Annotated in this window: 18 protein-coding genes and 1 pseudogene; 4 read left to right on the top strand and 15 right to left on the bottom strand. The window is 62.5% G+C overall.

The window, feature by feature from the left end; translation table 11 throughout:
• The 5 genes and pseudogenes from J0I64_RS10400 to J0I64_RS10380 form a co-directional block, all read right to left on the bottom strand.
• Window positions 1–557: pseudogene (locus tag J0I64_RS10400) on the bottom strand (PHP domain-containing protein); the annotation flags it as partial.
• Between the two features lie 2 nt (window positions 558–559).
• Window positions 560–1,663 carry an ABC transporter ATP-binding protein gene (locus J0I64_RS10395; protein ID WP_291407853.1) on the bottom strand — a complete coding sequence of 368 codons (1,104 nt, stop codon included), beginning with the start codon at window positions 1,661–1,663 and terminating at the stop codon, window positions 560–562.
• Between the two features lie 6 nt (window positions 1,664–1,669).
• Window positions 1,670–2,500: a carbohydrate ABC transporter permease gene (locus J0I64_RS10390; protein WP_291407851.1), complete on the bottom strand. Its 831-nt coding sequence runs from the start codon at window positions 2,498–2,500 to the stop codon at window positions 1,670–1,672.
• A 3-nt stretch (window positions 2,501–2,503) separates the two neighbouring features.
• A complete protein-coding gene (locus tag J0I64_RS10385; protein WP_366933733.1) occupies window positions 2,504–3,406 on the bottom strand; it encodes a sugar ABC transporter permease in 903 nt (300 codons plus the stop codon).
• A 230-nt stretch (window positions 3,407–3,636) separates the two neighbouring features.
• A complete protein-coding gene (locus J0I64_RS10380) occupies window positions 3,637–4,986 on the bottom strand; it encodes an extracellular solute-binding protein (protein ID WP_291407847.1) in 1,350 nt (449 codons plus the stop codon).
• A 305-nt stretch (window positions 4,987–5,291) separates the two neighbouring features.
• Between J0I64_RS10380 and J0I64_RS10375 the strand changes: the two genes are divergently transcribed.
• Window positions 5,292–6,332: a LacI family DNA-binding transcriptional regulator gene (locus J0I64_RS10375; protein WP_291407845.1), complete on the top strand. Its 1,041-nt coding sequence runs from the start codon at window positions 5,292–5,294 to the stop codon at window positions 6,330–6,332.
• A 10-nt stretch (window positions 6,333–6,342) separates the two neighbouring features.
• The gene (locus tag J0I64_RS10370; protein ID WP_291407843.1) at window positions 6,343–8,259 is read left to right on the top strand and encodes a DUF5054 domain-containing protein; all 1,917 of its coding nucleotides are present in this window, start codon (window positions 6,343–6,345) and stop codon (window positions 8,257–8,259) included.
• 48 nt (window positions 8,260–8,307) lie between these two features.
• On the opposite strand, the gene J0I64_RS10365 is transcribed toward J0I64_RS10370, so the two are convergent.
• From J0I64_RS10365 to kdpF, 7 genes are all read right to left on the bottom strand, one after another.
• Window positions 8,308–10,368, bottom strand: a complete 2,061-nt coding sequence (locus tag J0I64_RS10365) for a M3 family metallopeptidase (protein WP_291407841.1) — start codon at window positions 10,366–10,368, stop codon at window positions 8,308–8,310.
• Window positions 10,369–10,459: 91 nt separating this feature from the next.
• Complete coding sequence (locus tag J0I64_RS10360; RefSeq protein ID WP_291407839.1) at window positions 10,460–11,143, bottom strand: response regulator; 684 nt, start codon at window positions 11,141–11,143, stop codon at window positions 10,460–10,462.
• Window positions 11,140–13,797, bottom strand: a complete 2,658-nt coding sequence (locus J0I64_RS10355; protein WP_291407837.1) for a sensor histidine kinase KdpD — start codon at window positions 13,795–13,797, stop codon at window positions 11,140–11,142. The genes J0I64_RS10360 and J0I64_RS10355 overlap by 4 nt, the downstream gene beginning before the upstream one ends.
• Before the next feature lies 1 nt (window position 13,798).
• Entirely contained in the window at window positions 13,799–14,359 is a 561-nt protein-coding gene (gene kdpC, locus J0I64_RS10350; RefSeq protein WP_291407834.1) for a potassium-transporting ATPase subunit KdpC, read from the bottom strand.
• Window positions 14,360–14,371: 12 nt separating this feature from the next.
• Window positions 14,372–16,429, bottom strand: a complete 2,058-nt coding sequence (kdpB, locus tag J0I64_RS10345; protein WP_291407832.1) for a potassium-transporting ATPase subunit KdpB — start codon at window positions 16,427–16,429, stop codon at window positions 14,372–14,374.
• A gap of 10 nt (window positions 16,430–16,439) precedes the next feature.
• Window positions 16,440–18,149, bottom strand: a complete 1,710-nt coding sequence (gene kdpA, locus J0I64_RS10340; protein ID WP_291407830.1) for a potassium-transporting ATPase subunit KdpA — start codon at window positions 18,147–18,149, stop codon at window positions 16,440–16,442.
• 18 nt (window positions 18,150–18,167) lie between these two features.
• Entirely contained in the window at window positions 18,168–18,281 is a 114-nt protein-coding gene (gene kdpF, locus J0I64_RS10335) for a K(+)-transporting ATPase subunit F (RefSeq protein ID WP_291407828.1), read from the bottom strand.
• A gap of 397 nt (window positions 18,282–18,678) precedes the next feature.
• On the opposite strand from kdpF, the gene J0I64_RS10330 reads away from it, so the two are divergent.
• On the top strand, window positions 18,679–21,318 hold the full coding sequence (locus tag J0I64_RS10330) for a DUF4344 domain-containing metallopeptidase (RefSeq protein WP_291407826.1): 2,640 nt from the start codon (window positions 18,679–18,681) through the stop codon (window positions 21,316–21,318).
• A gap of 60 nt (window positions 21,319–21,378) precedes the next feature.
• Here the strand turns inward: J0I64_RS10330 and J0I64_RS10325 are convergent, their stop codons facing one another.
• The 3 genes from J0I64_RS10325 to gabT all read right to left on the bottom strand — a co-directional run bounded on the left by J0I64_RS10325 (window position 21,379) and on the right by gabT (window position 24,578).
• Entirely contained in the window at window positions 21,379–21,591 is a 213-nt protein-coding gene (locus tag J0I64_RS10325) for a cold-shock protein (RefSeq protein ID WP_291407824.1), read from the bottom strand.
• Window positions 21,592–21,839: 248 nt separating this feature from the next.
• Window positions 21,840–23,288, bottom strand: a complete 1,449-nt coding sequence (locus tag J0I64_RS10320; RefSeq protein ID WP_291407823.1) for an NAD-dependent succinate-semialdehyde dehydrogenase — start codon at window positions 23,286–23,288, stop codon at window positions 21,840–21,842.
• Window positions 23,289–23,300: 12 nt separating this feature from the next.
• A complete protein-coding gene (gene gabT / locus J0I64_RS10315; RefSeq protein ID WP_291407821.1) occupies window positions 23,301–24,578 on the bottom strand; it encodes a 4-aminobutyrate--2-oxoglutarate transaminase in 1,278 nt (425 codons plus the stop codon).
• A 129-nt stretch (window positions 24,579–24,707) separates the two neighbouring features.
• On the opposite strand from gabT, the gene J0I64_RS10310 reads away from it, so the two are divergent.
• Window positions 24,708–25,601, top strand: a complete 894-nt coding sequence (locus tag J0I64_RS10310; protein ID WP_291407820.1) for a LysR substrate-binding domain-containing protein — start codon at window positions 24,708–24,710, stop codon at window positions 25,599–25,601.
• Window positions 25,602–25,684: the final 83 nt, after the last annotated feature.

Here is a 25,684-nt window from a genome sequence, read left to right as displayed (position 1 = left end):
CGCCGAGTGATGGTGTTGTGGTCGGCGATGGCAAGGAAGTCGAGCCCCGCCTGCCTGGCCGCCGCATGCAGCAGTTCCGGCGTGCCGCGCGCGTCGGAGTGGAAGGTGTGGCAGTGGAGATCGCCCTTGTACCATCCGGCCGTCTTACGCACGGGAAAGGTCAGCGCCGGTTGCGGCTCGAGCTTTCGCGGCGACGCATCAAGGCTGATGGTCACCACGACATCGGCGCCCGCTTCGGGAACCTTGTAGAGCCCGAGAATTACGTTCCACGTCCCCGGCTGGATTTCGCCATGGATGTAGCCCGGCGTCGCATCGTCGGTGGCAATGAAGTAGCGGTCGCGCGCGCCACCACTCCAGCCGCGAAAACCTTCGCTGGTCGGGTAGCCCGTATCGCGCGGATCGAAGGCACCAAGATCGATGATACAATCCTCGGCCTTGGGATAGGCCAGCGTCACATCGATCCGCGTCGTGCCCGCCGGCACTTCGAAAGGAACATAAAAATATGGATTCCGCGCCTGATCGGCGCGGGTCACATGGGCAGTGATGCTTCTGGACAAGGCTATTCTCCGAGAGCTGGGATGCGCTTGCCGGTGCTGTCGAAGAGGTGAACGTGCTCCGCCGAGAAGCCGAGGGTCACGACTTGGGACAGATCGAGGTGATCATCGGTGAAAATGCGCGCGGTGACGCGGGCACTGTCGCCGCGATCGAGGGTCACAAGACTCTCCGGCCCCATGTTTTCGTTGGCAAAGAGCGGCGCGGTGATGGTGTTGGCGGCGCCCGTCTGCGCGATGCCAAGGTGTTCCGGCCGCACGCCCAGAGTCAGCTTGTTGCTTGTCGCCAGCGCCTTGCCGATGGCGTCGGTCATCGCAAGGCCGGCAATGGTCAGGCCCTCGGCCTTCAGCGCCAACTTGCCATCGACTTGCGCGCCTTCCGCCTCGACGAGATTCATCGGCGGATTGCCGACGAAGTTCGCCACGAAAGTGGTGGCCGGGCGGCGATAGATTTCGATGGGCGAGGCGAACTGCACGATATGTCCGTGGTCCATCACCGCAATCCGGGTCGCAAGCGCCATGGCCTCAGCTTGGTCGTGTGTCACATAGACCGCGGTCATGCCCATGTCGCGCTGCAGGTGGTTGAGGAAACCGCGGGCTTCCAGACGCAGCTTGGCATCGAGATTGGAAAGCGGCTCGTCGAAAAGATAGACCTTCGCGGGGTAAACCAGCGCGCGAGCAAGCGAAGTACGCTGCTGCTGGCCGCCGGAAATCTGGCTCGGCAGACGATCCATCAGGTGGCCGATTTTCAAGACATCGGCCACTTCCTTGGCCCGTCCATGCCGTGCCGCCACAGCCTCGCCCCGCACTTTCAACGGATAGGCGATGTTGTCGGCGAGGTTCATATGCGGGTAGAGCGCATAGTCCTGAAACACCATGGCGATGTTGCGGTCTTTGGGGTGAAGATGAGTCACCTCCTGCCCGCCGATGAAAATCTGGCCTGAGGTCGGCGTTTCGAGCCCCGCCATCATGCGAAGAGAGGTGGTCTTGCCGCAGCCCGAAGGGCCGAGGAGACAAACGAATTCCCCATCGCCGATATCGAAGCTGACATCGGCTACCGCCTTGAACTCGCCAAAGCTCTTGGTGACGTTTTTGAATTCAACAGATGCCATGGATGTTTAAGCCTTGATGCCGCCGAAGAACCGGAAGCCGAACTTCCAGCTGACGAAGAGATAGAGAGCGATGACGGGCAGCGAATAGATCAGCGAATAGGCTGCCAGGAGCGTGACAATGGGCGTGCCGGCTTCGGAATAGAACGAGTAGATGGCGACCGAGGCCGGCATGTTGCTGTCGCTGCGGAGCAGAATGAAGGGGATCAGGAACGAGCCCCAGATATTCACGAAGGCCCAGACGACCACCACCACGATGCCCGGCCGGATGACTGGCAGCGCCACGTCGAAGAAGGCCTGCACCGGCGAGGCACCCGCCACCATGGCACTTTCCTCGTAAGACTTCGGGATAGAGTCGATGAAATCGCGCAGGATGAACATGGCAGTCGGCAGCAGGCCGCCGGCAAAGGTTAGGATCACGGCGATATGCGTGTCCATCAGGCCCGCCGCCGAGATGATCAGGAAGATCGGCACCATGGCCGCCGAGCCTGACACGACAGAGGAGAACAACAGCAGGATATAGGTCACTGCGCTCTTGCCGGGGATGGACGAACGGCTGAGGGCATAGGCGGCCAAAGTCGCGGCCGCACCCACGAGAATGACGCCACCCGCGGCCTGGATGAAACTGTTCCAGAGCGCCTGCACGGCATAGGAATTACCGAACACCGTCACGAAATTGTTGAGCGTCCACGGGTCCGGCAGGGCCAGGCCGAGTTCCGCCCGCGCATTGAAAGGCGCGAAGAGAAACCACAGGAGCGGCAGGGCGAAGATAGCGCCAATCAGCGCGGCGAGCGCGGAAAAGGCGATGCGGCCGACAAAGGCAGGGATGGTCAGTTTCATTTCTCAGCGCACCTTCTTCTTGCGGCCGATACTGAGATAGACCAGCGCGAAGGCCAGATTGATCAGCATCATGATCACACCCACCGCCGCGCCCTTGCCGAACTGGAAGTCCTGAAAGGCGACGCGATAGTTGTAGATAGAGACCAGCTCGGTTCGGTAACTCGGCCCACCATTGGTCAGCAGGAACGGCGTGAAGGTGTTGAACGTCCACATGGTGATGAGGATGAGGTCGGTGACGATGTGGCCGCGAATGAGCGGCAGGCCGATGTCGCGGAACTTCTGCCAGGACGACGCGCCGGCAACGTCCGCGGCCTGGAAGTAACTCGGCGGGATCGAGGAAAAGGCCGAATTGAACAACATCATCGAGAAGGCGGCGCCGCGCCATGTGTTGAACACCACGATGACCCAGAAGGGCTGCTGCAAGAGAAAATCCCCCGGCGGCAGGCCAAAGCCTTCGAGCAGCATGTTGAGCGTGCCCTGGTCGCGGTCGAGAAACGCGAACCAGGCGAAGCCGATGACGACTTCTGGCAGGATCCAGGCGGCGATGACGAAGGTTTCGGTGATGCGCTTCACCCAGGGCGGCACGGTCTGGATCAGCCAGGCCAGCAGCAGGCCCAGCAGCGCCTGACCGAGCAGAGCCGACGCCAGCACGAACTGCGTCGTCAGGATCAGCGAAAAGCCGAACTGGCCGCGCTGGAAGAACGTCGCCGGATCAAACAGCGAAAAGTAATTGGCGAGACCGACAAATTCGGGGTTGAGCGCCGTCCGGCCCAGGAGCGTCCGGTTGGTAAAGGATACGAAGATAACCCAGAAGAAGGGCACGATGACGAAGACCGAGACCAGAAGGCCGGCAGGCGTCAGGAAAGCGGCGCCGGCACGATTGGAAAGCAGCGCAAAATTGCGCACCTTCTTCGGCGGGGACGGGACGGGTTCGGTGGTCATGGAAAACCCCACAGGCGGGACGTTTCAATAGGCCTCATCCTGAGCCTGTCGAAGGACGAGGTCGGGCATGCGCCGAAACCATGACGGTCGCGACCTCGTGGCTCGACGAGCCCACCATGAGGTCAGGGACAGATCGCAGCGCGCCTTGCGGTGGTACCCGGCACCCCGAAGGGCACCGGGCCAACGTGGGAGGCTTAGAGCAGGCTGACGGTGTTTTCAGCGCCGACAAGGGCGGTGACCGCTGCCTTGTACTGAGCCATGGCTTCTTCCGGCGAGAGTTCGCCCGAAACGACGGCTTCAGTCATGCGCTGGATTTCCGAGGAAACCGCATTGTAGTTGGGGTTGTTCGGACGCGCCGTGGTCAGCGGAAGCAGCGCCTGGCTGGTGGCGGTCAGGAAAGGGCTATTCGGGATTTCGATATCCTTGCGAGCCGTGATGCGCGGCTGGATCGCCTGGAAGGCGTTCTGCATTTCCGGCTCGTTCATGAACGAGAGGAAAGCCCAGGCCTCCTTGGGAGCGTCGGTCGCAGGGTTGATCACGAAACCCGTGCCACCCGAGATGGTCACGAAATCCTGGCCGCGGATACCCTTGCCCGGTTCCTGAGCAGGAACCTTCACCCAGCCCATGACTTCGTCACGGTTGGGAACGGCAAACTCGGAACCTTCCGGGGTCACCGAACGGTAGAAATAGTCGCCCTCGAACAGCAGAGCAGTCACGCCATCGCGGAAATTGGCAAAGGACCGGTTGCGGCCGTCGGCCAGCAGCTGGGCGCGCTGGTCGCCGAGCGCTTCATCCACATAGATGGTCTTGTAGAGGTTGAGCGTGTCGAGAATGCCCTGGCTCGAAACGACAAACTTGCCGTTGTCGTCGGTCACCTTTTCGCCAGTGCCGAGCAGCGCCAGCCAGTAGCCCTGCATGGTCGTGGCTTCGCCCATGGCAACGCCGGCATTCAGCTGGATCGGGAAGCTGTCGGGCTTGATCTTCTTGATGGCACGGGCGGCGTCGAGCACCTCTTCCCAGGACTTGGGCTGCCAATTGTCGGCGTCGATGCCGGCTTCGGCGAGGATATCCTTGCGCGTGTGGATCATGCGCACGTCGGTGCCAAGGGGAATGCCGTAGAACTTGCCCTGATATTCCATCAGCGAGCGCGAGCCTTCGGACAGCGCTGCCCAACCGGACCAGTCGTTGACTTCGGGGCCAGCCACTTCATCGAGCGACTTCAGGAGACCACCTTCCACGAAGGACGGAATGAGGAAGCCGTCGAAGGCGGAAACGTCGGGACCGGCACCGGTCGAGAAATCGAGAGCCAGCTGCTGGGTGAGCTGCGCGTCTTCGCCGCCGAACTGGTTGAGCGTCACCTTGACGTCAGGATGGGCAGCTTCGAAGGCGGGGATAACGCTTTCCTGAATCCACTGCGCCGTGCCGCTGTTCACGCCACCGATAACGCACCGGCAGGTGACATTGAGATCCACGGCAAAGGCAGGAATGGCGACCGAGGTGGCGCCGATAAGGCCAAGCGCAAGCGCGCGCATACGATTTTTCATCGTAGGTAATCCTCCCGAAATGGTGGCTCCGAATTCTCCGGTAGCCGATCTTGGCCGGCACGCTCCCCGCGTCCGACCAATTCAGAATGAACACGTTTTCACTTTCCGTCAATGCGGAGAATTCGCAATTTGAAAAGCCAACATCATCGATGCAGGCATTGCATGGCAGTTCTGAACGACATTTCCATGACAATTCCATCTGCATTTGCCGGACTCGCGGTTCACCGCTAACTTGACAGGACGGCCGCAGGGCCTCATGAAAATGCACACGCTTTCATCCGAAACGGGTGAATGGAGGAGTTACTGTGAGCGACACAGAGCAGGCACCGCGCGGCCGCGCGACTGCAGAAATGGTTGCCGCGCGAGCCAAGGTTTCGCGCGTTGCGGTGTCGCGCGCCTTCAACCCGCATACCTCGCTGAAGCCGGAAAAACGTGAGCTGATTCTGAAGGTTGCGCAGGAGCTGAACTATACGCCGGACAGAGCGGCCCGGGCGCTGGTCAGCGGCCGCTCACACCTCGTCGGCGTCATCGTGCCCGATGTTTGCAGCAACTGGGAAAGCCAGGAAATCGACGCGCTGACCACGGCACTGCAGGCGGAAGGTTTTGCGACATTGCTGTTCAAGACGCGCACCGACTACTCAATGGACGAGCAATTGCTCGCCTATATGCGCGGCTTCAATCCTGACTCCGTCATCGCCTTCGTCGAGAACGTCAAACCGCAGACCCTGGCACGGTTTCTCGACCGGGCTGTGCCCATCTATGTGCACTATCCCCTGCCTGGCGGCGGCGAAGAACCCGAGGCCGAGCCTCTTCACGATCGCCTCAACGTGCTGCAGCGAGACGGGATCGACCAGGCCGTCGCCCTGCTCCAGGGGTTTGGCGCCAAGCGCATCGCCTATCTCTCCGGCGCCGACAAATCCCGGGCCAATGGCGCGCGCGAACGCACGCTGCGCCAGGTCATGGCCGACCGTGGCCTTGCCCCTCCGGTGGTAGCGCGGGGCGACTTTTCCTATGACGCAGCCTATGAGGCGACGATCAACCTCTTCCGCGTGGGCGATGGCGCCGACGCGATTTTCGCTGCCAACGACGTCGGCGCCTTCGGTGTTCTCGATGCCTTGCGCCACGAGCTGAAGTTGCGCGTGCCGGAGGACGTCAAGGTGATCGGCTTCGACGACATCGCCCAGTCCCACTGGAAGAGCTACAATCTCACCACGGTAAAGTTCGACCTCGACGAGCGCGTCCGCGCCCTTGTCCGGCTGATCTTGCGACGCCTCAACAATCCCGATGCTCCGGGCTTCCAGGAAACCCTCAACACCAGGCTCGTCGTGCGCGGCACGGTCGGCTGAACCTTTTGCCATGACCAGACAGATCCACCTCGTCTTCAAGACCCATCTCGATATCGGGTTCACCGATCATGCCGCCCGCGTCCGGGCGCAGTACCACAACCAGTTCATCCCCCAGGCCATCGCCACGGGCGAGCATTTTTATACAGAGAACCCCGAGCGGCCGGAATTCATCTGGACCACGGGCGCCTGGCTTATCTGGGATCACCTGCACTCCCAGGACGCCGATCGGGTCAAGCGGCTGGAACGCGCCATCGAGCGTGGCCTCATCACCTGGCACGCCCTGCCCTTCACCACCCATACCGAGCTGATGTCGCCTGCGCTGTTCCGCGCGGGGCTCTCGTTCTCGCAGGAACTCGACCAGCGTTTCGGCCGGCGGACCTCCGCGGCCAAGATGACCGACGTGCCCGGCCACACGCTGGTCATGCTACCGATCCTTGCCGAGGCCGGCGTCAATTTCCTGCATCTGGGCGTCAACACGGCAAGCCCCGTCCCCGACGTGCCGCCGATCTTCCGCTGGCGCGCGCCGGGCGGCGAGGAAATCGTCGTCATGTATCAGGCGTCCTATGGCGCGACGGATTTTCCGGCCGGGCCTGAAATCGGTCTCAGCTTCGCACATACGAGCGACAATATCGGCCCGCAAAGCGTTGCTCAGACCGTCGAAGCCCTGCGCCACATTCGCCACGAGAACGCTGATGCCATCGTCTCCGCCTCGACGCTTGACGCCTGCGGTGCCGAGATGTGGCAGCGCCGGGCGGATTTTCCGGTGGTCACCGAGGAAATCGGCGACAGCTGGATTCACGGCACGGCCACCGACCCGCAAAAGCTCGCCCGCTTCCGTGCCCTGCAGCGGCTTTATGATGGCTGGGAGCCAGGCGAAAGCCGCCGCGCCTTTGGCCGTGGCCTGACCCAGGTGGCCGAACACACCTGGGGCGTCGACATCAAGACCTATCTCCGCGACGACAAGGCCTGGGACCGGGCCGACTTCGAGGCGGCGCGCAAGAGCGACTATCGCTTTGCCTATTCCGAGCAATCCTGGGCCGAACAACGCGCCTATATCGAAGCGGCATTGACCGAGCTCGATGCGGCAGACCGACAGGCGGCCGATCGTGCTATCGCCGAAACAATGCCGGCTCCTGCCAGGTCGCCGAACGACACGGCCAAGAACCTGAGCGATGGCGGCTGGATCGCCGAACTCGATCCAGCGACCGGTGGCATTGCGGCGCTCATCTCTCCCGGGGGCAGGCGCGTTGCCGGCAAGGATGGCGTACTTCTCGGCTACACGCACGAAAGCTACGACTGGGACGAGCTGCAAAAGCATCTCGATTCCTACCTGCAACACCGGCAGGAATGGGCCATTCTCGACCACGACAAGCCCGGCCTCGACAAGGCACGGACGGCGCGGACGGAAACTGCGGTGCCCGCCTTCCTGGGCACCAATGGCGCGACCAGCATCGCTACCTTGCCTGCTGCAGCCAACGCCGAAGTGGGAGCCCCCGCGCGTTGCGAGATCACCCTGCGCGGTCTCGGCGAAAACGCCGTCGAAATCACCCTGACCCTGCGCGAAAAACCGGCCAACCGCATGCCCGAAGCCGGCTTCTTCCGCTTCACGCCGGAAAGTGGTGATACCTGGCGCCTCAAAAAGCTTGGTCTCTGGCACGCCGCCAGCGACATTGCTCGCAAGGGCGGCGGTCAATTGCAGGCAGTCCAGACCGTCGAGACAAATGCCGGCGGACAGACACTGACCCTGGAGCTGCTCGACGCGGCGCTCGTGGCACCAGCCGCATCGCCCTTCATCCCGTTTCAGCCCGAACGGCCGGATTTCTCGGACGGTCTGCGCGTCAATCTCTACAACAACAAATGGGGCACCAACTTCCCGATGTGGTGGGAAGGCGATGCAAAGTTCCGCTTCGTACTGACGCTGACGTGAGGCGTCTGTCACTCCCGCACAAGCGGGAGTGACAGAATCGCGGCAAGACTAGCCGGCGACGCCGTCCTCGATCGGGATGAGATCGGCGAGCCCGCGATCCTCAAGCAGCCCCCTCACATCGGGATCGCGCCCGCGGAACAGCCGATAGGCCTCCGCGTAGTCGCGCGAGCCGCCGGCCGAGTAGACATATTTGTAGAGCCGATCCGCCGTTTCTCTGTGGAAGGGATCGCCCGCCTCTTCAAATGCGCCGTAGCCATCGGCGTCCAGCACTTCGGACCAGAGATAGCTGTAGTAACCCGCCGCATAGCCATCGCCCGAGAAGAGATGCAGGAAATGCGTGCTGGCATGACGCAGCGCGATTTCTTCGGGCATGCCGATATCGTCGAGCGTCTTGCGTTCCAGCGCCGCAATGTCCGGATTCTCGCCGATTTCGGCTGAGTGATAGTCCATGTCGAGGATCGCCGAAGAGACGAACTCGACGGTTTCGAAGCCCTTGTTGGCCTTACCCGCGGCCGTCATCCGGTCGAGCAGTGTCTGGGGGATGGGTTCGCCGGTACGATAGTGCACAAGGCGCGCCAGCACAGGCTTTGACTCCAGCCAATGCTCGTAAAGCTGGGATGGCAGCTCGACGAAATCGCGCACGACGCTGGTGCCGGCGATGCGCGGATAGGTGACGTTCGAGAGAAGGCCATGGAGCCCGTGGCCGAACTCGTGGAACACGGTCCGCGCCTCATCGAGCGACAATAGGGCCGGCTGTCCCTCGGGCGGCTTGAGGTAGTTGCAGGTATTGACGATCAGTGGCAGCGCCCCGCCATCAAGCTTGCCCTGCTTGCGGAACGAGGTCATCCAGGCGCCGCTGCGCTTGCCGGCACGGGCGAAATAGTCACCGTAGAAAATGCCGATGGTCTTGCCTTCGCGCTGCACTTCCCAGACGCGAACGTCGGCATGGTAGCCCTCGATGTCGGGGCGCGCGACGAAGCTGACACCGAAGAGCTTTTCGGCGACGTAGAACGCCGCGTCCACCACCTTCCAGAGTTCGAGATAGGGTTTGATTTCGTTCTCGTCGAAATCATACCGGGCAAGCCGCAGCTTCTCGGCATAATAACGCCAGTCCCAGGCCGCCAAAGCAAACTTGCCGCCCTCTTCATCGATCAGGTCCTGCAGCGCGGCGCGATCATCGAGCGCCCTTTGCCGGCCGGGCTTCCAGACCTGTTCGAGAAGACCTCGCGCCGCCTTGGGCGTGCCGGCCATGCTGTCGGCGAGCTTATATTGCGCGTAGCTTTCATAACCGAGGAGCTTTGCCTGCTCGCTTCTTAGGCGCAGGATTTCCCCGATTATGGCGTGGTTGTCGCTTGCATTGCCATTGGCACCACGTTTGACGAACCCACGCCAGACCTTTTCGCGCACCGCCCGGTCGGTGGCAAAGTGCAGTACAGGTTCGACGCTGGAACGCGAGGTGGTGACGGCATAGGGCGCATTGAGCGTGCGGTCCCGCGCCATTTCGGCTGCCGCCGCGCGCGCGAAATCAGGGAGGCCATCAACCTCGGCTTCGCTCAGCGCAAAGACCGTGTTCTGCTCATCGGCTAGCACATGCTGCCCGAATTCGGTGCCGAGCACCGCAAGGCGCTCGACGATGCCGGCAAAGCGCTCGCGATCAGCCAGCGACAACCGCGCGCCCGAGCGAACGAAATCGAGGTGATAACGCTCGAGTACCCGCAGCGCTTCCGCATCAAGACCCAGTTCGGATCGCTTCTGATGGAGCGCATCGATCCGCGCAAAAAGCTTGGGATTGAGGAAGATCGCGTTCCAGTGGCGGGCAAGGAGCGGAGCCACGTCGCGTTCGATGCCCTGCAGCGTCTCATTGGTATTGGCTGACGCCAGTTGCGAGAAGACGAGATCGACTCGATCTAGTTGCGCACCGCTGCGCTCGAGCGCGACAATGGTGTTTTCGAAACTGGGCGCATCCGCATCGCCTGCAATATCGGCGATTTCGGCTTCATGCGCCTTCAATGCTGCGTCGAAGGCGGGCTTGAAATGCTCGGTCTTGATCTCGGCAAAGGGTGGCACGCCAAAGGGCGTCGTCCACTCTTCGAAAAATGGATTGGTCATACCAAAAGTCTCCTTCATCCTGAGAATGGGGTGAAGGCACGCGGCGAACAAGTGGACCGTTCAGGTTTGTCGCAATGTTCTGCGGGGGCGCCTAGATGTCCGACGGTTCGACCAGTCGATACCCCACCCCGGCCTCGTTCTTGATCAGCCCGTCGCCGTTCTCGAGCTTGCCCCGCAACTGCCCGACGAGCACCCGCAGATATTGCGCGTCGTCCTTGTGCGCCGGTCCCCAAAGCTTCAAGAGGGCCGTAGCATGAGTGACGACCTTGCCCGCATTGTCGGCGAGAAGGACGAAAAGGTCATATTCTTTTGGCGTCAGATGAATGGTGTCCGTGCCACGAGAGACGAGGCGCTTTTCGCGGTCGAGAGTGATGGGGCCAAACTGCTGTTGTCCCACCGGCCGCGCGAGGCCATCGACATGGCGCAGCGCCACGCGGATGCGTGCCAGCAGTTCGCCAATGCCAAAAGGCTTTTCGATGTAGTCGTCGGCTCCAGCGTCGAGCGCGGCGATCTTCTCGCTTTCCTGATCGCGCGCCGAGAGCACGATGATCGGCGTTCTTGAAAACGCCCGCACCGTTTCGATGACGTCCTTGCCGTCGCCATCGGGCAGACCAAGATCGAGGACAATGAGCGCGGGCGAGCGCGTCGCCGCGAGGCGCTTGGCCATAGCCACGGTGCTGGCCATCTCGACTTCAAAATCGGTCGCCTCGAGCGCGGGGCGCAGAAAGCGTTGGATTTGCGGTTCGTCGTCCACGACGAGAATGCGCGGCTTCATTTGGCCTCCTCGGAGCGCGGCAGTCTGATGACAAAACGGGTCCCGCGGCGGCGAACGGCCGGGCTTTCGGCCCTTATCGTGCCACCCATCGCAGTAATCAATCCGCGGGCAATGGCAAGTCCGAGCCCCGTGCCCGCAGGACGACCGTCGCCTCTGGCGCGGCGATAGAACTTGTCGAAGATGCGTTCCAACTCGCCCTCGGGAATGCCTTTACCTTCATCTGTAACCGAGATGATCACTTCCCCGCCCTCGCGGCGGGCATAGACCGAAGCGGGCATGCCGCCACCATATTTCTGGGCATTATCGAGCAGATTGACCAACACCTGCTCGAGAAGGGTGCCGTCCCCTTCGGCGGGTGGCAGTGCATCGGCAAGACTGACTTCAACGACAAGGCCCGGATGCAGGCGCTTCGCGCGATCCACCGCGGCGTTGACGACCCCGCTGACATCGACCGGCGTATGGCGCGCCTTGACCATGCCGGCCTCAATTCGCGTCATCTCGAAGAGATTGCCAACGAAGCGATTGAGACGGACAGCTTCTTCTTCGATCGACGCCAGCAGGTCGGCTCGTGTCGCTTCGGGCATGCGCTGCCCCAGCTCACGTAGGCTGGTCACGGCACCTGTAATGCTGGCGAGGGGCGTTCGGAGGTCATGCGACAGCGAGGACAGGAGTGCTGCCTGCACCTTCTCACTTTCAAGCGCGACCGAGGCCTTGGCGCTTTCCCGCGCGAGACGCGCCCGGTCGAGCGCAATGGCGGACTGCTCGATGAGTGCGTTTAGCGTTCTCTGTTCCCGTTCGGAGAGCGTCCCATCTTCGTGGCGCATACCGAGGCCGACAACGGCCAAAACGCGCTGCCCGGAAAGCACCGGGCGGAAGAAATAGGTGACCTGCGGCAGAGTGCCGGTCAGAAAACCAGCTGCCTCGCGCTTGTCGGCCGCCCAGCGGGCCGCCACCATGGCGGTGTCGTCCAATTGCTGATCGGGTGGCCAAGCCGCCGCCAGCGTGAGTTCATTCGCTTCCGCCACTGCGAGCACCACCGCGGGCCGGCCGAGGGCACCGTGCAGGTGGCTGGCCATGGCCTCCACCACCTCTTCCTGGCCAAAGGCGCCGGAGAGCTTGCGAGCAAAATCGAGCAGCGCCTGGGCCTGCCGCGTCTGTTGCAGGGAGCGATCAATGCTGAGGCGCAGACGGGCGGCCAACTGCCCCGCCGCAAGAGCGACGGCGACGAAGATGGCAAGCGACAGCACCTCGTCGGGCCGCGCGACCGTGAGCCGACCGGCCGGCTCGATGAAGAACAGATTGTAGGCGAGGAACGAAAGCAGCGACGCGATCAACGCCGAAAGTCGCCCCGCCACCACCGCAGAGAGCAACACGGCGGCGAGATAGAGCATCGAAAGGTTCTGCAGTGCCACAAGGGCCGAGAGACCGAGGCCCAGAGCCGTCGTGGCACTGACCGCCAGAACCGGCGCGGCAAGCGCAAGCATCCACTCGGCAGGCCGACGTTTGCGGGGCCACACCAAGCGCGCGCCGGGTCGCCTGACGGCCACGAAGTGAACATTGACATCACCCGATTGGCGCAGGAGCGCATCTGGGAGCGATCGCCGCCAGAATGCACCGCGTGTGCTGCGCCCGATCACGATCTGCGTGGCGTTTTCGCGACGCGCCGTCTTGAGGATAGCCTCAACGAAATCAGGGGCTGCCTCCCGTCGCGTTTCGGCGCCAAGCCGCTCGGCCAATTGCAGCGTGGCCTCGAGCCGGTCGCTGACCGCACCGGAGGGCGGCAAGCCATGCGATTGGGACAGCGACAACACGATCCAATGCGCATTTAGCCCGGTTGCAAGACGGCTGGCTTCGCGCACCACTTGTTCCGACATTTCGTCGGGGCCGATGCAAACGAGCAGCCGCTCTCCCGACGCCCAGGGCCCCTCGATGGCCCCCTGGCGCAATATGTCGACCATCTGGTCGTCGACCCGGTTGGCAGCACGGCGCAGGCTAAGCTCGCGCAGTGCCGTCAGCGTCGCAGGCTTGAAAAAACCTTCAAGCGCGCGGCTGGCATTGTCACCGAGATAAACTTTGCCGGCCTTTAGGCGCTCGATGAGCTCTGCCGGTGGCAGATCGACCAGCACGACCTCATCGGCGTTTTTTAGGACGACATCGGGCACAGTCTCGCGCACCGGCACGCCGGCAATACGCGCCACGAGGTCCGAAAGACTTTCGAGATGCTGGATGTTGAGGGCCGTCCATACATCGATGCCCGCATCAACGAGTTCGGCAATATCCTGATAGCGCTTGGGGTGGCGAGCGCCTTCTGGATTGCTATGCGCCAGTTCATCGACGATCAGCAGATGGGGACGACGGACCAGCGCCGCATCCAGGTCGAGTTCGCCATAGTTCTCCTGCCCGCCCAGTCGCGGCAGGGTCTCGATGCCTTCGGCCAAGGCGGCCGTGTCGTCGCGGCCGTGAGTTTCCACCAGGCCGACGACCACATCCGTGCCCTTGGCCTTAAGGGCGCGGGCACGATCCAGCATTGCGAAGGTCTTGCCGACGCCCGGCGCCATGCCGAGAAAAATCGTCAGCTTGCCGCGCCTTTCACGCGCGGCAAGCTGCAGCAGGGCATCCGGATCGGGCCGAGTTTTACCGTTCGACTGGTCCATGTCACTCCGCCGGGGGCGCAACCTGATCGAGCGCCAGATTGAGCTCAAGCACGTTGACGCGGGGTTCGCCGAATATACCCAGTGCCGGCCACTCCGTCATGCGCGCGAGAAGCTGCGTCACCTCTCGTGGATCAAGTCCGCGTGCATTCGCCACGCGCATGACCTGCGCCTGGGCATTTTCGGGACTGATATGCGGATCAAGCCCCGAACCCGACGTTGTCACCGCATCGGCTGGCACGTCTTTGCCACCGCCTACAGCATTCTGGACGCGCTCGATCAGCCGCGCGTCAGTGGGCCCGAGATTGGAACCCGATGATGCCGCTGCATCATATGCCTCCGGAGCCGTAGCCGAGGGACGAGACCAGAAATATCCCGGCTTGGTGAAGGACTGGCCGATCAGGGCCGAGCCGATGACGGCACCATCGCGTTCGATGCGGCTACCATTGGCCTGCGTCGGAAAAGCCGCTTGGCCGATGCCCGTCATTGCTAGCGGATAGGCAAGGCCGGTAAGCAGGGTGAAGAGCAGCGTCAGCACGATGGCCGGTCGAATCTGATTGAGCATGATGATGACCTCCTAGATGATGCCAAGCGCGGTGACAGCCATGTCGATCAGCTTGATGCCGACAAACGGTGCCAAGAGACCGCCGAGGCCATAGACCAGCAAATTGCGCGACAACAGTGCTGCGGCGCCGACGGGTCTATACCGGACCCCACGCAAGGCAAGCGGGATCAGAGCCACGATAACGAGCGCATTGAAGATCACCGCCGCCAGGATCGCCGATTGCGGCGACCCGAGCTTCATGATGTTGAGCGCGGCAAGACCCGGATAGGTCGCGACGAACAAAGCCGGGATGATGGCGAAATATTTGGCCACATCATTGGCAATGGAGAAGGTCGTCAGCGCGCCCCGCGTCATCAAGATCTGCTTACCGATCTCGACGATCTCGATGAGCTTGGTGGGGCTGGAATCGAGGTCCACCATGTTGCCAGCTTCGCGAGCCGCCTGAGTGCCCGATTGCATGGCAACACCAACGTCAGCCTGTGCGAGTGCCGGCGCGTCATTGGTGCCGTCGCCGCACATGGCGATTAGCCGCCCGCCGGTCTGCTCCCTGCGGATGAAGTCGAGCTTCTGCTCCGGCGTGGCTTCTGCCAGGAAGTCGTCCACCCCCGCCTCGGAGGCAATCGCCGCGGCGGTGATCGGATTGTCGCCTGTCACCATGACCGTGCGGATACCCATGGCCCGCAGGGCGGCAAAACGCTCCTTGATACCGGGCTTGACCACATCCTTGAGGTGCACGACGCCTAGCAGGCGATCCGCCTCCGCCACGGCGAGCGGCGTGCCTCCCGAACGGGCAATGGCTTCCACCGCCTGGTTGAAGACGCTTCCAGCCTGCGCTTTTTCGAGCCCGACAAAGCGCAGCACCGCATCCACCGCACCCTTGCGAATGCGCCGGCCCTCCACGTCGACGCCGGAGAGACGGGTTTGAGCAGAGAAGGGTATGAAGCTTGTCGCTGATGCGGCGTGAGCCGGTTCGTTGACGTGATAGTCGCTGCGAGCCAACGCAACGATGGACCGGCCCTCGGCCGTTTCGTCGGCAAGGCTGGCAAGCAGTACGGCCTCGGCCAGTGCTTTCTCGCTGACGCCACCAACGGGGATGAACTCGGAGGCCATACGATTGCCGAAGGTGATCGTGCCGGTCTTGTCGAGGAGGAGCGTATCGACATCCCCCGCCGCTTCGACCGCGCGCCCCGAAGTGGCGATGACGTTGAAACGAATGAGCCGATCCATACCGGCAATGCCGATGGCCGAGAGCAGCCCGCCAATGGTGGTGGGGATCAACGTCACCAACAGTGCCGCCAGCACCACGACCGAGAGGTCCGTGCCCGAGTAGCCGGCGAGGCCATAGAGGGTGACGACGGCGACCATGAAGATCAGCGTCAGCCCCGAGAGCAGGATCGAAAGGGCGATCTCGTTCGGCGTCTTCTGCCGCTTCGCTCCTTCAATAAGGCCGATCATCCGGTCGACGAAACTCTCCCCCGGTCGTGTGGTGATGCGAATTTTGAGCCAATCGGAAATCACCTGCGTGCCGCCGGTCACTGCCGACCGATCACCACCAGCCTCTCGGATGACAGGGGCAGATTCGCCCGTAATGGCGCTTTCATTGACTGATGCGACGCCTTCGATCACTTCGCCGTCGCCGGGGATAATGTCATTGACCTCGGCGATGACGATGTCGCCGACCTGAAGCGCCGTGGCGGGAACAGCCTCAAAGGCACGATCCCCCGGACGCCCGGTCGACAGCAGCCGCTTGGCAACGAGATCGGTTTTGGTGCGCCGCAGGCTTTCGGCCTGGGCCTTGCCGCGCCCCTCGGCAACGGCCTCGGCGAAAGTGGCGAAAACCACCGTGAACCAGAGCCAGAGCGCAATCTGCCCAGAAAAAGCCAGTCCCGCGCCGCCCCCGATGAGGTCCTGCACGAAGATGATCGAGACAATGATGGCCACGACCTCGGTGGCAAAGATCACCGGGTTGCGCACCAGTTGACGCGGGTCGAGTTTCAGTACGGCATCGCGCAGCGCTGGTATCAGGAGGCTGGGACTGAATATGGAGATGGGTTTTGCTGTGGTGGACATGATTTAACCCTCAGAAACTTTGGCCGGCCAGCATGGCGAAATGCTCGGCGATCGGGCCCAGAGCCAGGGCGGGGAAGAACTGCAGCCCGCCCATGATGAGAATGATGCCGATGAGGAGCCCCACAAAAAGAGGCCTGTCGGTCGGAAAAGTGCCCGAAGACGCCGGCACACGCGGCTTGCCGGCCAGTGACCCGGCAATGGCGAGAACCGGCACGATATAGGCAAAGCGCCCCAGCATCATGGCGATGCCCAGCGTGGTGTTATACCATGGCGTGTTGGCTGTCAGACCGCCAAAGGCAGAGCCGTTGTTCGCGGCCGCAGAAGTATAGGCATAGAGGATCTCACTGAGGCCATGCGGTCCCGGGCTCATGATCGAACCTATTCCGAATTCAGCCATGACAGAGACCGCAGTGAAGCCAAGGATCACCAGCGGCAGGATAAGAATGGCCAGAATGACCAGCTTCATCTCGCGCGCCTCGATCTTCTTGCCGAGCAGCTCCGGCGTGCGCCCGACCATGAGACCGGCGACAAAAACGGCAAGGATCGCGAAGACGATCAGGCCATAGAGACCGGAGCCGACGCCGCCAGGCAGAACTTCGCCAAGCTGCATCAGGAACGTCGGCACCAGTCCGCCAAGCGGGGTCAGCGAGGAGTGCATGGCATTGACCCCGCCATCGGAGAGACCGGTGGTGACGGCGGCATAGAGTGCCGTCATCGCCTGGCCGAAACGGACTTCCTTGCCTTCCATATTGCCGAGCGCCGCATCGACGCCAACAGCGTGCAGCAGCGGATTGCCTGATGTCTCTGCCCAATAGATGGCGGCCACGCCCACAGTGAGCATCACGCCGGTGACGGCGATCAGCGCCCACCCCTGCCGGCGACTGCCGACCATCTGCCCGAAGGCATAGACCAGCGCCAAGGACACCGAGAGCATGGCGACAATATTGAGATAGTTCGAAAAGGCACTGGGGTTTTCGAAGGGGTGGGCGGCGTTGACGTTAAAGAAGCCGCCGCCATTGGTGCCCAACTGCTTGATGGCTTCCTGGCTCGCGACCGGCCCGGTAGCGACGACCTGCTTTGCCCCCTCAAGCGTAGTGGCGACGAAGTTCGCATCGAGGCTTTGCGGCAGCCCCAAGGCGATGAAGGCCAGCGCCACCACGATGGCGAGCGGCAGCAGCACGTAGAGTGTTGCCCTGGTCATATCGACCCAGAAATTGCCCAGCGTCGACGCACCCGACCGCATAAAGGCGCGCGTCAGAGCCATGGCGACGGCGATACCAGTCGCTGCAGACAGAAAATTCTGCACTGTAAGGCCGGCCATCTGGCTGAAATGGCTGAGCGTCGTTTCCCCGCCATAGCTCTGCCAATTGGTGTTGGTGACAAAGCTCGCTGCCGTGTTGAACGCAAGGTCAGGCGCCATGCCGCCAAAACCCTGCGGGTTGAATGGCAGGAAGCCCTGGAGGCGCAGAATGGCAAAAAGCGCCAGGAAGCCAGCGAGGCTAAAGAGCAGAACGGCGAAAACATAGGCAAGCCAACCCTGCTCGCTCTCACGCCGCACACCTGCGAGGCGATAGAACCCTGCCTCAACTGGGACCAGCAATGGCGAGAGAAAGGTGCGTTCACCGGCAAAGACGCGGGCCATATAGAGCCCGAGGGGCTTGGCCAGCGCGAGAACCGCGATCAGCACCAGGCCGATCTGCAGCCATCCAAAAATGGTCATGATTGATCTCCGGCCCGGTCAGAACCGCTCGGGACGCAGCAGCGTCACGAGGAGGTAGACGGCAAGGGCGAGCGAGGTAAGAAAAGCGACAATCAGCATGGCGCGCTCACAGCCGGTCCAGCGCCACGGCATAGGCCGCGAGCGCTGCCAATATCGTAGCGCCGAGCAGGACAAAGATCACATCGAGCATGACAAGAGCCTCCAGAATGAGGCCCTTTACTTCTCTCGCCGGTGCATCAGCGTTCCATGGGGATTGCAGGCCGCGCCCATAAGCTTTTCATAAAGCCGTTGCGCCGCGCCCCTAATGAGGCCCCAAAAGCCGTCCGACGAAATACGTCGTTTCAATTCAAGAAAAATTGCACCCAGCGCCCCAAGGATTTAGTCACGAGCGGCGTCTTGCAAGAGAGGGGGCTGCGCCTCCTTGATTCTTGGGTGCGGAAACGGCGGCATTTGGGGGCCAATTCTGCCATTTGAGGTTTGTCGAAAGGGCGCTCGAGCGCCAGGTCGAAATTTGATGTTCGGGTTGTCGATGAAAATTTCCAGGTTAGCATTCTGTGTCGCCGCATTCGGTCTGGCGTCTTCCCTGCCCTCGTTCGGGCAGGAAGTGTTGGGCGCCTTGGACGGCGTTGTGGATCAGCAATTGCTTCGCGGCTGGCAGGCAGGCGAGCAGGATGGCTGGTTCGTCCTTCGCAATGATGCGCAGGAGGAATCGGAACAGACACTGACGATCAAGGCCGGCCCGCCCGGCAGCGGCGGCCGGCATGTCTCGGTCAATGTCTCGCTCAACTCCAGCGAGCCCAAGGCCGCCATCGGCATCGTGGTGCGTAACGCTGCCAACAAGGGCACCTGCGTCGCCGAGTTGACCGCCGAGGCCGACGCCAATCTTTTCTGCGTCATCGACGGCCAGTTTGAGTCCATCGCTTCGGTGCGCAACGGCGCCAAACTCGATGGCACTGACGTCATCGAGATGAATGAAAGCCGGGGCGGAGCGCAGTTCCTCGTCAACGGCAAGGTGCTTGGCGACGTCGCCAGCAGTGCCGCCCTGGGCGACGAACTCGGCGTCATGGCTTATGAGCGCGGCACTTTTGGCCTCGCCGACTTCACCGTGACCGACAAGCAGGGCAACGCCTCGAGCAACCAGGCACAGGGCTCGGGCCTGCCGCCTCGCGGCGGCACCGGTGCCAATGCACCGGAAGAAAAGCCTGTCGATGGCGGCAGCGACGCTGCATCGCGCATGGCAAAGATCATGGGGCCGCTCGCCGAATCCATCCTTGACGCTGAGAAGCGCGACGGCTGGGATGTCTTCTTCGAAGGCGACTGGATGGTGCTGGTCAATGGCGAGAAGGCCAGCAGCGAGAACTTCTTCACCGTCCCGACGAATGGACCGGTGTCCTCTGGCGAGCGTATCGTCGGCGTCAGCGTCGGCATTCTGCCCCCGAAAGGCAGCAGTGCCGCCGACTTCAAGCTCTCGGCCGCTGGCATCATCGTCGAAAGCACCACCAACGACGATTCTTGCCTCGCCGAAATCACCCTGGGTGGCGATGGACTGTTGCTGTGCTTCGGCGCGGACGGCAAGGCCAACGAGATCGGCCGCGTCGCCGGCGCTGCCAAGGGCGACGGCAGCGATTTCCTAGAATGGGTCGAGCAGCCCGGCGTTGCCGGCTTCTTCCTCAATGGCGAACTGATCGCCACTGTCGACGACTACAAGATTCTCGGTGGCGATGTCGGCGTGCTCGCCTATGAGCGCGGCGACTTCTACTTCGGTGACTTCAAGGTCTCCGAAACGAGTGCCTCCGGCAACGGCAAGAGCAAGGGCGCCGCACCGACCGCCGGCACCACCAACAGCTCGGACGATGACGAAATCCCCTTTCTCAACACCTCCGAGTCGCGGCTGATCGGCGCCTATCTGGGCGTCACGAACGGCATCTTCATGCACGAGTTCGGCCACGCGCTGATCGGCGAACTTCAGGTGCCCTCAACCGGCCCCGAAGAAGACGCGGTCGACATTTTCTCGGCCCTCCGCGTCGTGGAGCCGACCATGTATCCGTCGGGCGATGAAGCCATCGACCTCATCGGTCGCGAGGTCGCCCTCTATTCCGTTCTGCCCTGGTACTATGGCGGCATGATCAGCGAGGGTGGCCAGGAGCTTCCCTGGCAGGACGAGCACACCGGCGATCTCCGCCGCTTCCGCAACACGTTCTGCGTTATCTACGGCGGCAATCCGGGCCTTTACGGCGATATCGCCTCGCAGGTCGGCCTCGAAGAGCGGACGCTGAACCGCTGCGAGGAAGAGTTCAACCGCCAGAACCGCGCCTGGCGCACCATTCTCGCGCCCCACACCCGGCTCAGCGCCTGGCACCCCGATGGACACCTGACGGCCGACGCCCCCGGCGCTGGCATCAGCGTGACTTTCGAGGAGCCGACCACGGCCACCAGCCGCTTCCTCGTCGATACGTTCGGCGATGGCCTCCGCGGCTTTGCCGACGATCTCGCCAAGACCTATGCCCTGCCCCGGGACCTGACGGTGACCTATCGCAACTGCGGCGAACTCAACGCCTGGTACGATCCGAGAGAGGGCAGCATCACCATGTGCTACGACCTCATCGACTATCTGGTGGAAATGATCGCCGACGTCGAACTGGGCGACAGCGCGTCTGCCGACGCACCCAAGGCCACCGAAGCGGGGTCGAGCCCGTCGAACGCCATGGCTTCGGCCGGCACGCTCGATGAGCTAGCCGACTATGGCGTCCCTGCCACCAACGTCCTCTTTCCCGCCCCCTATCGCGGCCCTACCCCCGCCGCTCACACCCGCGCCGAGGTTTTGACCACACGCGGCATGGTGGATCTCGTCACAAGCGGCGACAATTGGCTGCTGGTTGACACGAGCGGCAGCAACGAAACGCTGCCGGGCGCCTTTGCCGTGACCGATGCCGGGCGTGATGGCAGCCTCACGGACAGCTTCCAACGCCTCGTCGAAGGCTGGCTGGTGGACGAAACCGGCGGCGACAAGACCATTCCGGTCATCTTCTTTGGCTCCGGCATGCAGGACCGGTCCGCCTATAACGCCGCCCTTCGGGCCGGCACGGCCGGCTGGAAGGCCTATTGGTATCGCGGCGGCATCGAAGCCTGGCAGGCCAATGGTCTGCCGTTGGAAGCGAAAACCGAATAGTACAGATACAAAAAAGGCCGCCCGTGGGCGGCCTTCAGCTTGTTCACCGTCGTGGTGTGACTACTGAACCAGGGTCAGGTTGACAGCCGATTCACGACCATCACGGCCGGTTTCGACTTCGTAGGTGACCTTGTCGTTCTCGTAGAGACCATCGATACCGGAACGCTGCACGGCGGAGATGTGGACGAAGTGGTCCTTGCCGCCGGTTTCCGGGGTGATGAAGCCAAAACCCTTGGTGGAATTGAAGAACTTTACGGTGCCTTTGAGGGCCATGGTGTTTTTCCTTTGGCTCGAGCGAGATGCAGACGAGCATTTGCCTCTACGGAATGCGGAGGCTTCGACGTTCACATTGCAAACTTCAGAGCTTCGGGCCGATGGCAATCGGCTTGAGCAGCCGACTTAGGCTGAAAACGCACTGCGTTCTCGCAGCAATTTGCGTTCGGAGCAACGTAAAACTGTTGTCCCGAACACATATTGATCGTCGAAGTGTCGAAAATCGCTCTGGAATTCGCTACCGAGGCCTAACCGAGCCCGCCAATGCACGCGTATTTGAGTTCTGTGAACTCCAGAATGCCGTGATGAGACCCTTCGCGGGAGTTGCCGCTCTCCTTGACGCCGCCGAACGGCGCGAGCTCGGTGGAGATCAAGCCGGTATTGATCCCGACCATCCCATATTCGAGCCGCTCCATGACGCGGAAGAGCCGGGCGACGTCGCGCGAATAGAAATAGGCGGCAAGGCCCGTCTCCGTATCGTTGGCGGCCGCCACCACTTCATCTTCGTCGGTAAAGCGGAAAACCGGGGCAAGCGGACCAAAAGTCTCTTCGCCCGCCAGCGTCATCTCGCCGGTCGCGCCAGTAAGCACGGTCGGCTCGAAGAACGTCTGGCCAAGAGCATGGCGCTTGCCGCCGACCTCGATCCGGGCGCCCTTTGCGATGGCATCCGCAATGTGGCTTTCGACCTTGGCAACGGCTTCCTCGGTGATCAGCGGCCCCTGCATGACGCCTTCGGCAAAGCCATCGCCGACCTTGAGGGCGCGGACCCTTTCGATCAGCTTGGCCACGAAGGCGTCGTGAACCTTGTCCTGAACATAGATACGGTTGGTACAGACGCAGGTCTGGCCCATATTCCGGAACTTGGCGAGAATCGCACCCTCGACCGCAGCGTCGATATCGGCGTCGTCGAACACGATGAAGGGCGCATTGCCCCCAAGTTCGAGCGCCACCTTCTTCACCGTCCCTGCCGACTGGCGCATGAGGATCTTGCCGACCTCGGTGGAGCCGGTAAAACCGACGAGGCGCACCTTGGGATGGCTGGTGAGAACGCCGCCAATGGCAATGGCATCGCCCGTGATCACGTTGATCGTGCCGGCTGGGAAACCTGCCCGCTGAGCCAGTTCGGCTAGAGCCAAAGCGGTTAGTGGCGTTTCCGGGGCCGGCTTCAACACCACGGTACAGCCGGCGGCCAGCGCCGGACCGACCTTGCGGGTGATCATCGCCGCAGGAAAATTCCACGGCGTGATCGCCGCGACGACGCCGATCGGCTGGCGCAGGACCATGATGCGCGCATCACTGCGGTGCGAGGGCAGCATTTCTCCGGCAATGCGCTTTGCTTCTTCGGCGTAAAACTCGACGTAGGAAGCGGCATAGTCGATCTCGCCCAGCGCTTCTGCAAACGGTTTGCCCTGCTCGCTGGTGAGAATCGTTGCGAGGTCCCGGCGATTGGCAACGATCAGGTCGAACCATTTGCGCAGAATCGCGCCACGGTCCTTCGCCGTCCGTGCCGCCCAGGGATGAAACGCTGAAGCGGCCACATCTACCGCGCGCGTTGCTTCGTCGGCGCCGAAATTCGGCACATGCGCCAGAATTTCGCCGGTCGCAGGATTGGTCACCGCTACGCTTCCCTCACCAATGAACTCGCCATTGATGAGGCTCTGCGTGCGCAGCAGGGTTGGATCGGTCAGGGCATGCATTCAGGCTTCTCCCTACTTGGCGGCCGCGAGGGCGCGACCGAGCTTGTCGAGGCCTTCGGCCAAGATGGCATCGGAAATGGTCAGCGGATTGAGGACGCGAATAGTGTTGCCGTGGATGCCGCAGGACAGCAGCACGAGCCCGTCTTCGAGCGCCGCCTGGATGGTCCGCTTGGTTGCGGCCGCATCCGGCTCGCCGGTGGCCGATACGATATCGAAGGCCACCATCGCCCCGGGTCCGCGGATGCCCGTGATAACGACGCTGTCATTGCGGACGGCGATCTTTTCGAGCGCGGCGCGGATGGTGACGCCGATGGCGTTGGCACGTTCGATCAGCTTTTCCTCGGCAATGACGTCGAGCACGGCAAGCGCGGCGGCGCAGGCCATCGGGCTGCCAGCATAGGTGCCGCCCAGGCCACCAGGCTCGGCGGCATCCATGATAGCGGCGCGGCCAATGACACCCGACAGCGGGAAGCCGCCAGCCAGCGATTTCGCGATGGTCATCAGATCAGGCTCGACGCCGGAATGCTCAATGCCGAACATCTTGCCGGTGCGGGCAAAGCCGGTCTGCACCTCATCGGCGATCAGGACGATGCCATGGGTGTCGCAGACTTTGCGTAGCGCCTGCAGCAGTTCAACGGGAGCGGGCAGAAACCCGCCTTCGCCCTGCACAGGCTCGATGATGATCGCGGCAACATCGGTGGGTGCAATATCGGCCCGGAACAGTGTTTCGAGCGCACGGAGAGTGTCGGCAACGCTGACGCCATGGGTCTCGGCCGGGAACGGCAGGTGGTAGATGGCAGGCGGTGCAACGCCGAACTTCACCTTGTAGGGCACGACCTTGCCGGTAAGCGCCATGGTGAGGGTGGTGCGGCCGTGGAACCCGCCGCTGAACGCGATCACGCCAGGGCGGCCAGTGGAAGCACGAGCGATCTTGATCGCGTTTTCGACAGCTTCAGCGCCGGTCGAAAACAGCACGGACTTGGCCGGGCCGGCGAACGGGGCGAGCTCATTGAGCCGTTCGCAGAGAGCGACATAGGGCTCGTAGGGCAGGATCTGGAACGCGGTATGGGTGAAGTGGTCGAGCTGGTCGCTGACCGCGGCCATGACCTTGGGGTGACGATGGCCGGTGTTCAGAACGGCAATTCCACCGGCAAAGTCGATGTAGCGCTTGCCGTCCTGATCCCAGATTTCCGAGTTCTCGGCGCGCTGCGCATAGACGGGGAAGGCGCTGGCAAGGCCGCGCGGAATGGCGGCAATGTGGCGGGCGCGAAGATCTGCGTTCTGGGACATCGTTCAGGCTCAACAGATGGACCGGCGGAAAAATCCACCGGTGAATGAAACTGATCTCAAACTAGGCGAGACGGGGCCTTTGGCGTAGCAGATTGATTTAGGCACAGTGGTGCACTAGAGCTTCCACTCATGAACACGCCCGGACCGACATTGCCGCCTCTGGTCATGCTGCGCGCCTTTGAGGCCGTGGCGCGGATGGGCAGCATGCGCCGGGCCGCAGACGATATCGGTGTCAGCCACACCGTCGTCAGCCGCCATGTGCGCAATCTCGAACACTGGATGGGCCAGAAGCTGATCGCCGCCACGCCCCGTGGCGTCGTGCTGACGGCCCAGGGCGAAACGCTCTACGCCGCTGTCAGCCGAGCCTTCCGCATCATCGCCAATACCACCGCCGAACTGCGCCCGGCTGCGACGCGTTCGTCCCTGAGGATCTGGTGCATGCCGGGCCTTGCAACGCGCTGGCTCACCCCTCGCCTCTCGGAAATCGAAGCGGCCATGGGTCCAGTCGACATCAGCCTCCGCGCCATCGACCGGCTGCCCGACTTTGCTGCCCGCGAGGCCGACCTGATGATCGGTTTCGGTAGTTTTGACCACCTGCCGGTCGGCGCGGAAAGACTGGTGCTGCCGCGTATGTTTCCGGTGGCGAGTCCCGCCTGGATCGCGCGTCACGGCGCCCCCAAAACGCTATCCGAACTCGCCCAGGCGCCGCTGATCCACGAAGAAAGCCGGCAGCAATGGACGGACTGGTTCGACGCCATGGGGCTCAAGCTGCGCGAAGAGCTGCGCGGACCGCGCCTCTGGGACGCCAATCTGGGCTTTGACGCCGCCTTGGCCGGTCAGGGCGTGGCCCTCGTCACGCGCCTGACGGCTGGCGCCGAGATTGACGCAGGCCGGCTTGTGGAAATCCTCTCGAGCACGGTCAGGCTGGGCGGTTACTACACCCTCCCCGCCCCACAACGGGCCGGTGATCCAGTGCTTGTTCGCTTCGAGCGCTGGCTGGCTGACAATCTGCCGCAGGACTAGCGCTGTCACGCTCGCGCCAACGCGCGTACGCATGATTTTTGGCCTCCGGCGGAGCCTGTCTAGCCCCACTTTGCCAAAAGTTC

It is taken from the genome of Devosia sp., from assembly GCF_017307565.1.
In the GTDB taxonomy this organism is placed as follows: Bacteria; Pseudomonadota; Alphaproteobacteria; order Rhizobiales; family Devosiaceae; genus Devosia.
This window is presented reverse-complemented; position numbering and strand designations above follow the sequence as displayed.

Bases quoted from the DNA above. Each gene is read 5' to 3' on its own strand.
- kdpF (WP_291407828.1), bottom strand. From the start codon at position 18,281: ATGCCGTGGCGCTGGACCGGCTGTGAGCGCGCCATGCTGATTGTCGCT.
- J0I64_RS10330 (WP_291407826.1), top strand. From the start codon at position 18,679: ATGAAAATTTCCAGGTTAGCATTCTGTGTCGCCGCATTCGGTCTGGCG.
- J0I64_RS10360 (WP_291407839.1), bottom strand. From the start codon at position 11,143: ATGAAGCCGCGCATTCTCGTCGTGGACGACGAACCGCAAATCCAACGC.
- J0I64_RS10395 (WP_291407853.1), bottom strand. From the start codon at position 1,663: ATGGCATCTGTTGAATTCAAAAACGTCACCAAGAGCTTTGGCGAGTTC.
- J0I64_RS10365 (WP_291407841.1), bottom strand. From the start codon at position 10,368: ATGACCAATCCATTTTTCGAAGAGTGGACGACGCCCTTTGGCGTGCCA.
- J0I64_RS10320 (WP_291407823.1), bottom strand. From the start codon at position 23,288: ATGCATGCCCTGACCGATCCAACCCTGCTGCGCACGCAGAGCCTCATC.
- J0I64_RS10370 (WP_291407843.1), top strand. From the start codon at position 6,343: ATGACCAGACAGATCCACCTCGTCTTCAAGACCCATCTCGATATCGGG.
- J0I64_RS10310 (WP_291407820.1), top strand. From the start codon at position 24,708: ATGAACACGCCCGGACCGACATTGCCGCCTCTGGTCATGCTGCGCGCC.
- gabT (WP_291407821.1), bottom strand. From the start codon at position 24,578: ATGTCCCAGAACGCAGATCTTCGCGCCCGCCACATTGCCGCCATTCCG.
- kdpB (WP_291407832.1), bottom strand. From the start codon at position 16,429: ATGTCCACCACAGCAAAACCCATCTCCATATTCAGTCCCAGCCTCCTG.
- J0I64_RS10325 (WP_291407824.1), bottom strand. From the start codon at position 21,591: ATGGCCCTCAAAGGCACCGTAAAGTTCTTCAATTCCACCAAGGGTTTT.
- J0I64_RS10380 (WP_291407847.1), bottom strand. From the start codon at position 4,986: ATGAAAAATCGTATGCGCGCGCTTGCGCTTGGCCTTATCGGCGCCACC.
- J0I64_RS10390 (WP_291407851.1), bottom strand. From the start codon at position 2,500: ATGAAACTGACCATCCCTGCCTTTGTCGGCCGCATCGCCTTTTCCGCG.
- kdpC (WP_291407834.1), bottom strand. From the start codon at position 14,359: ATGCTCAATCAGATTCGACCGGCCATCGTGCTGACGCTGCTCTTCACC.
- kdpA (WP_291407830.1), bottom strand. From the start codon at position 18,149: ATGACCATTTTTGGATGGCTGCAGATCGGCCTGGTGCTGATCGCGGTT.
- J0I64_RS10355 (WP_291407837.1), bottom strand. From the start codon at position 13,797: ATGGACCAGTCGAACGGTAAAACTCGGCCCGATCCGGATGCCCTGCTG.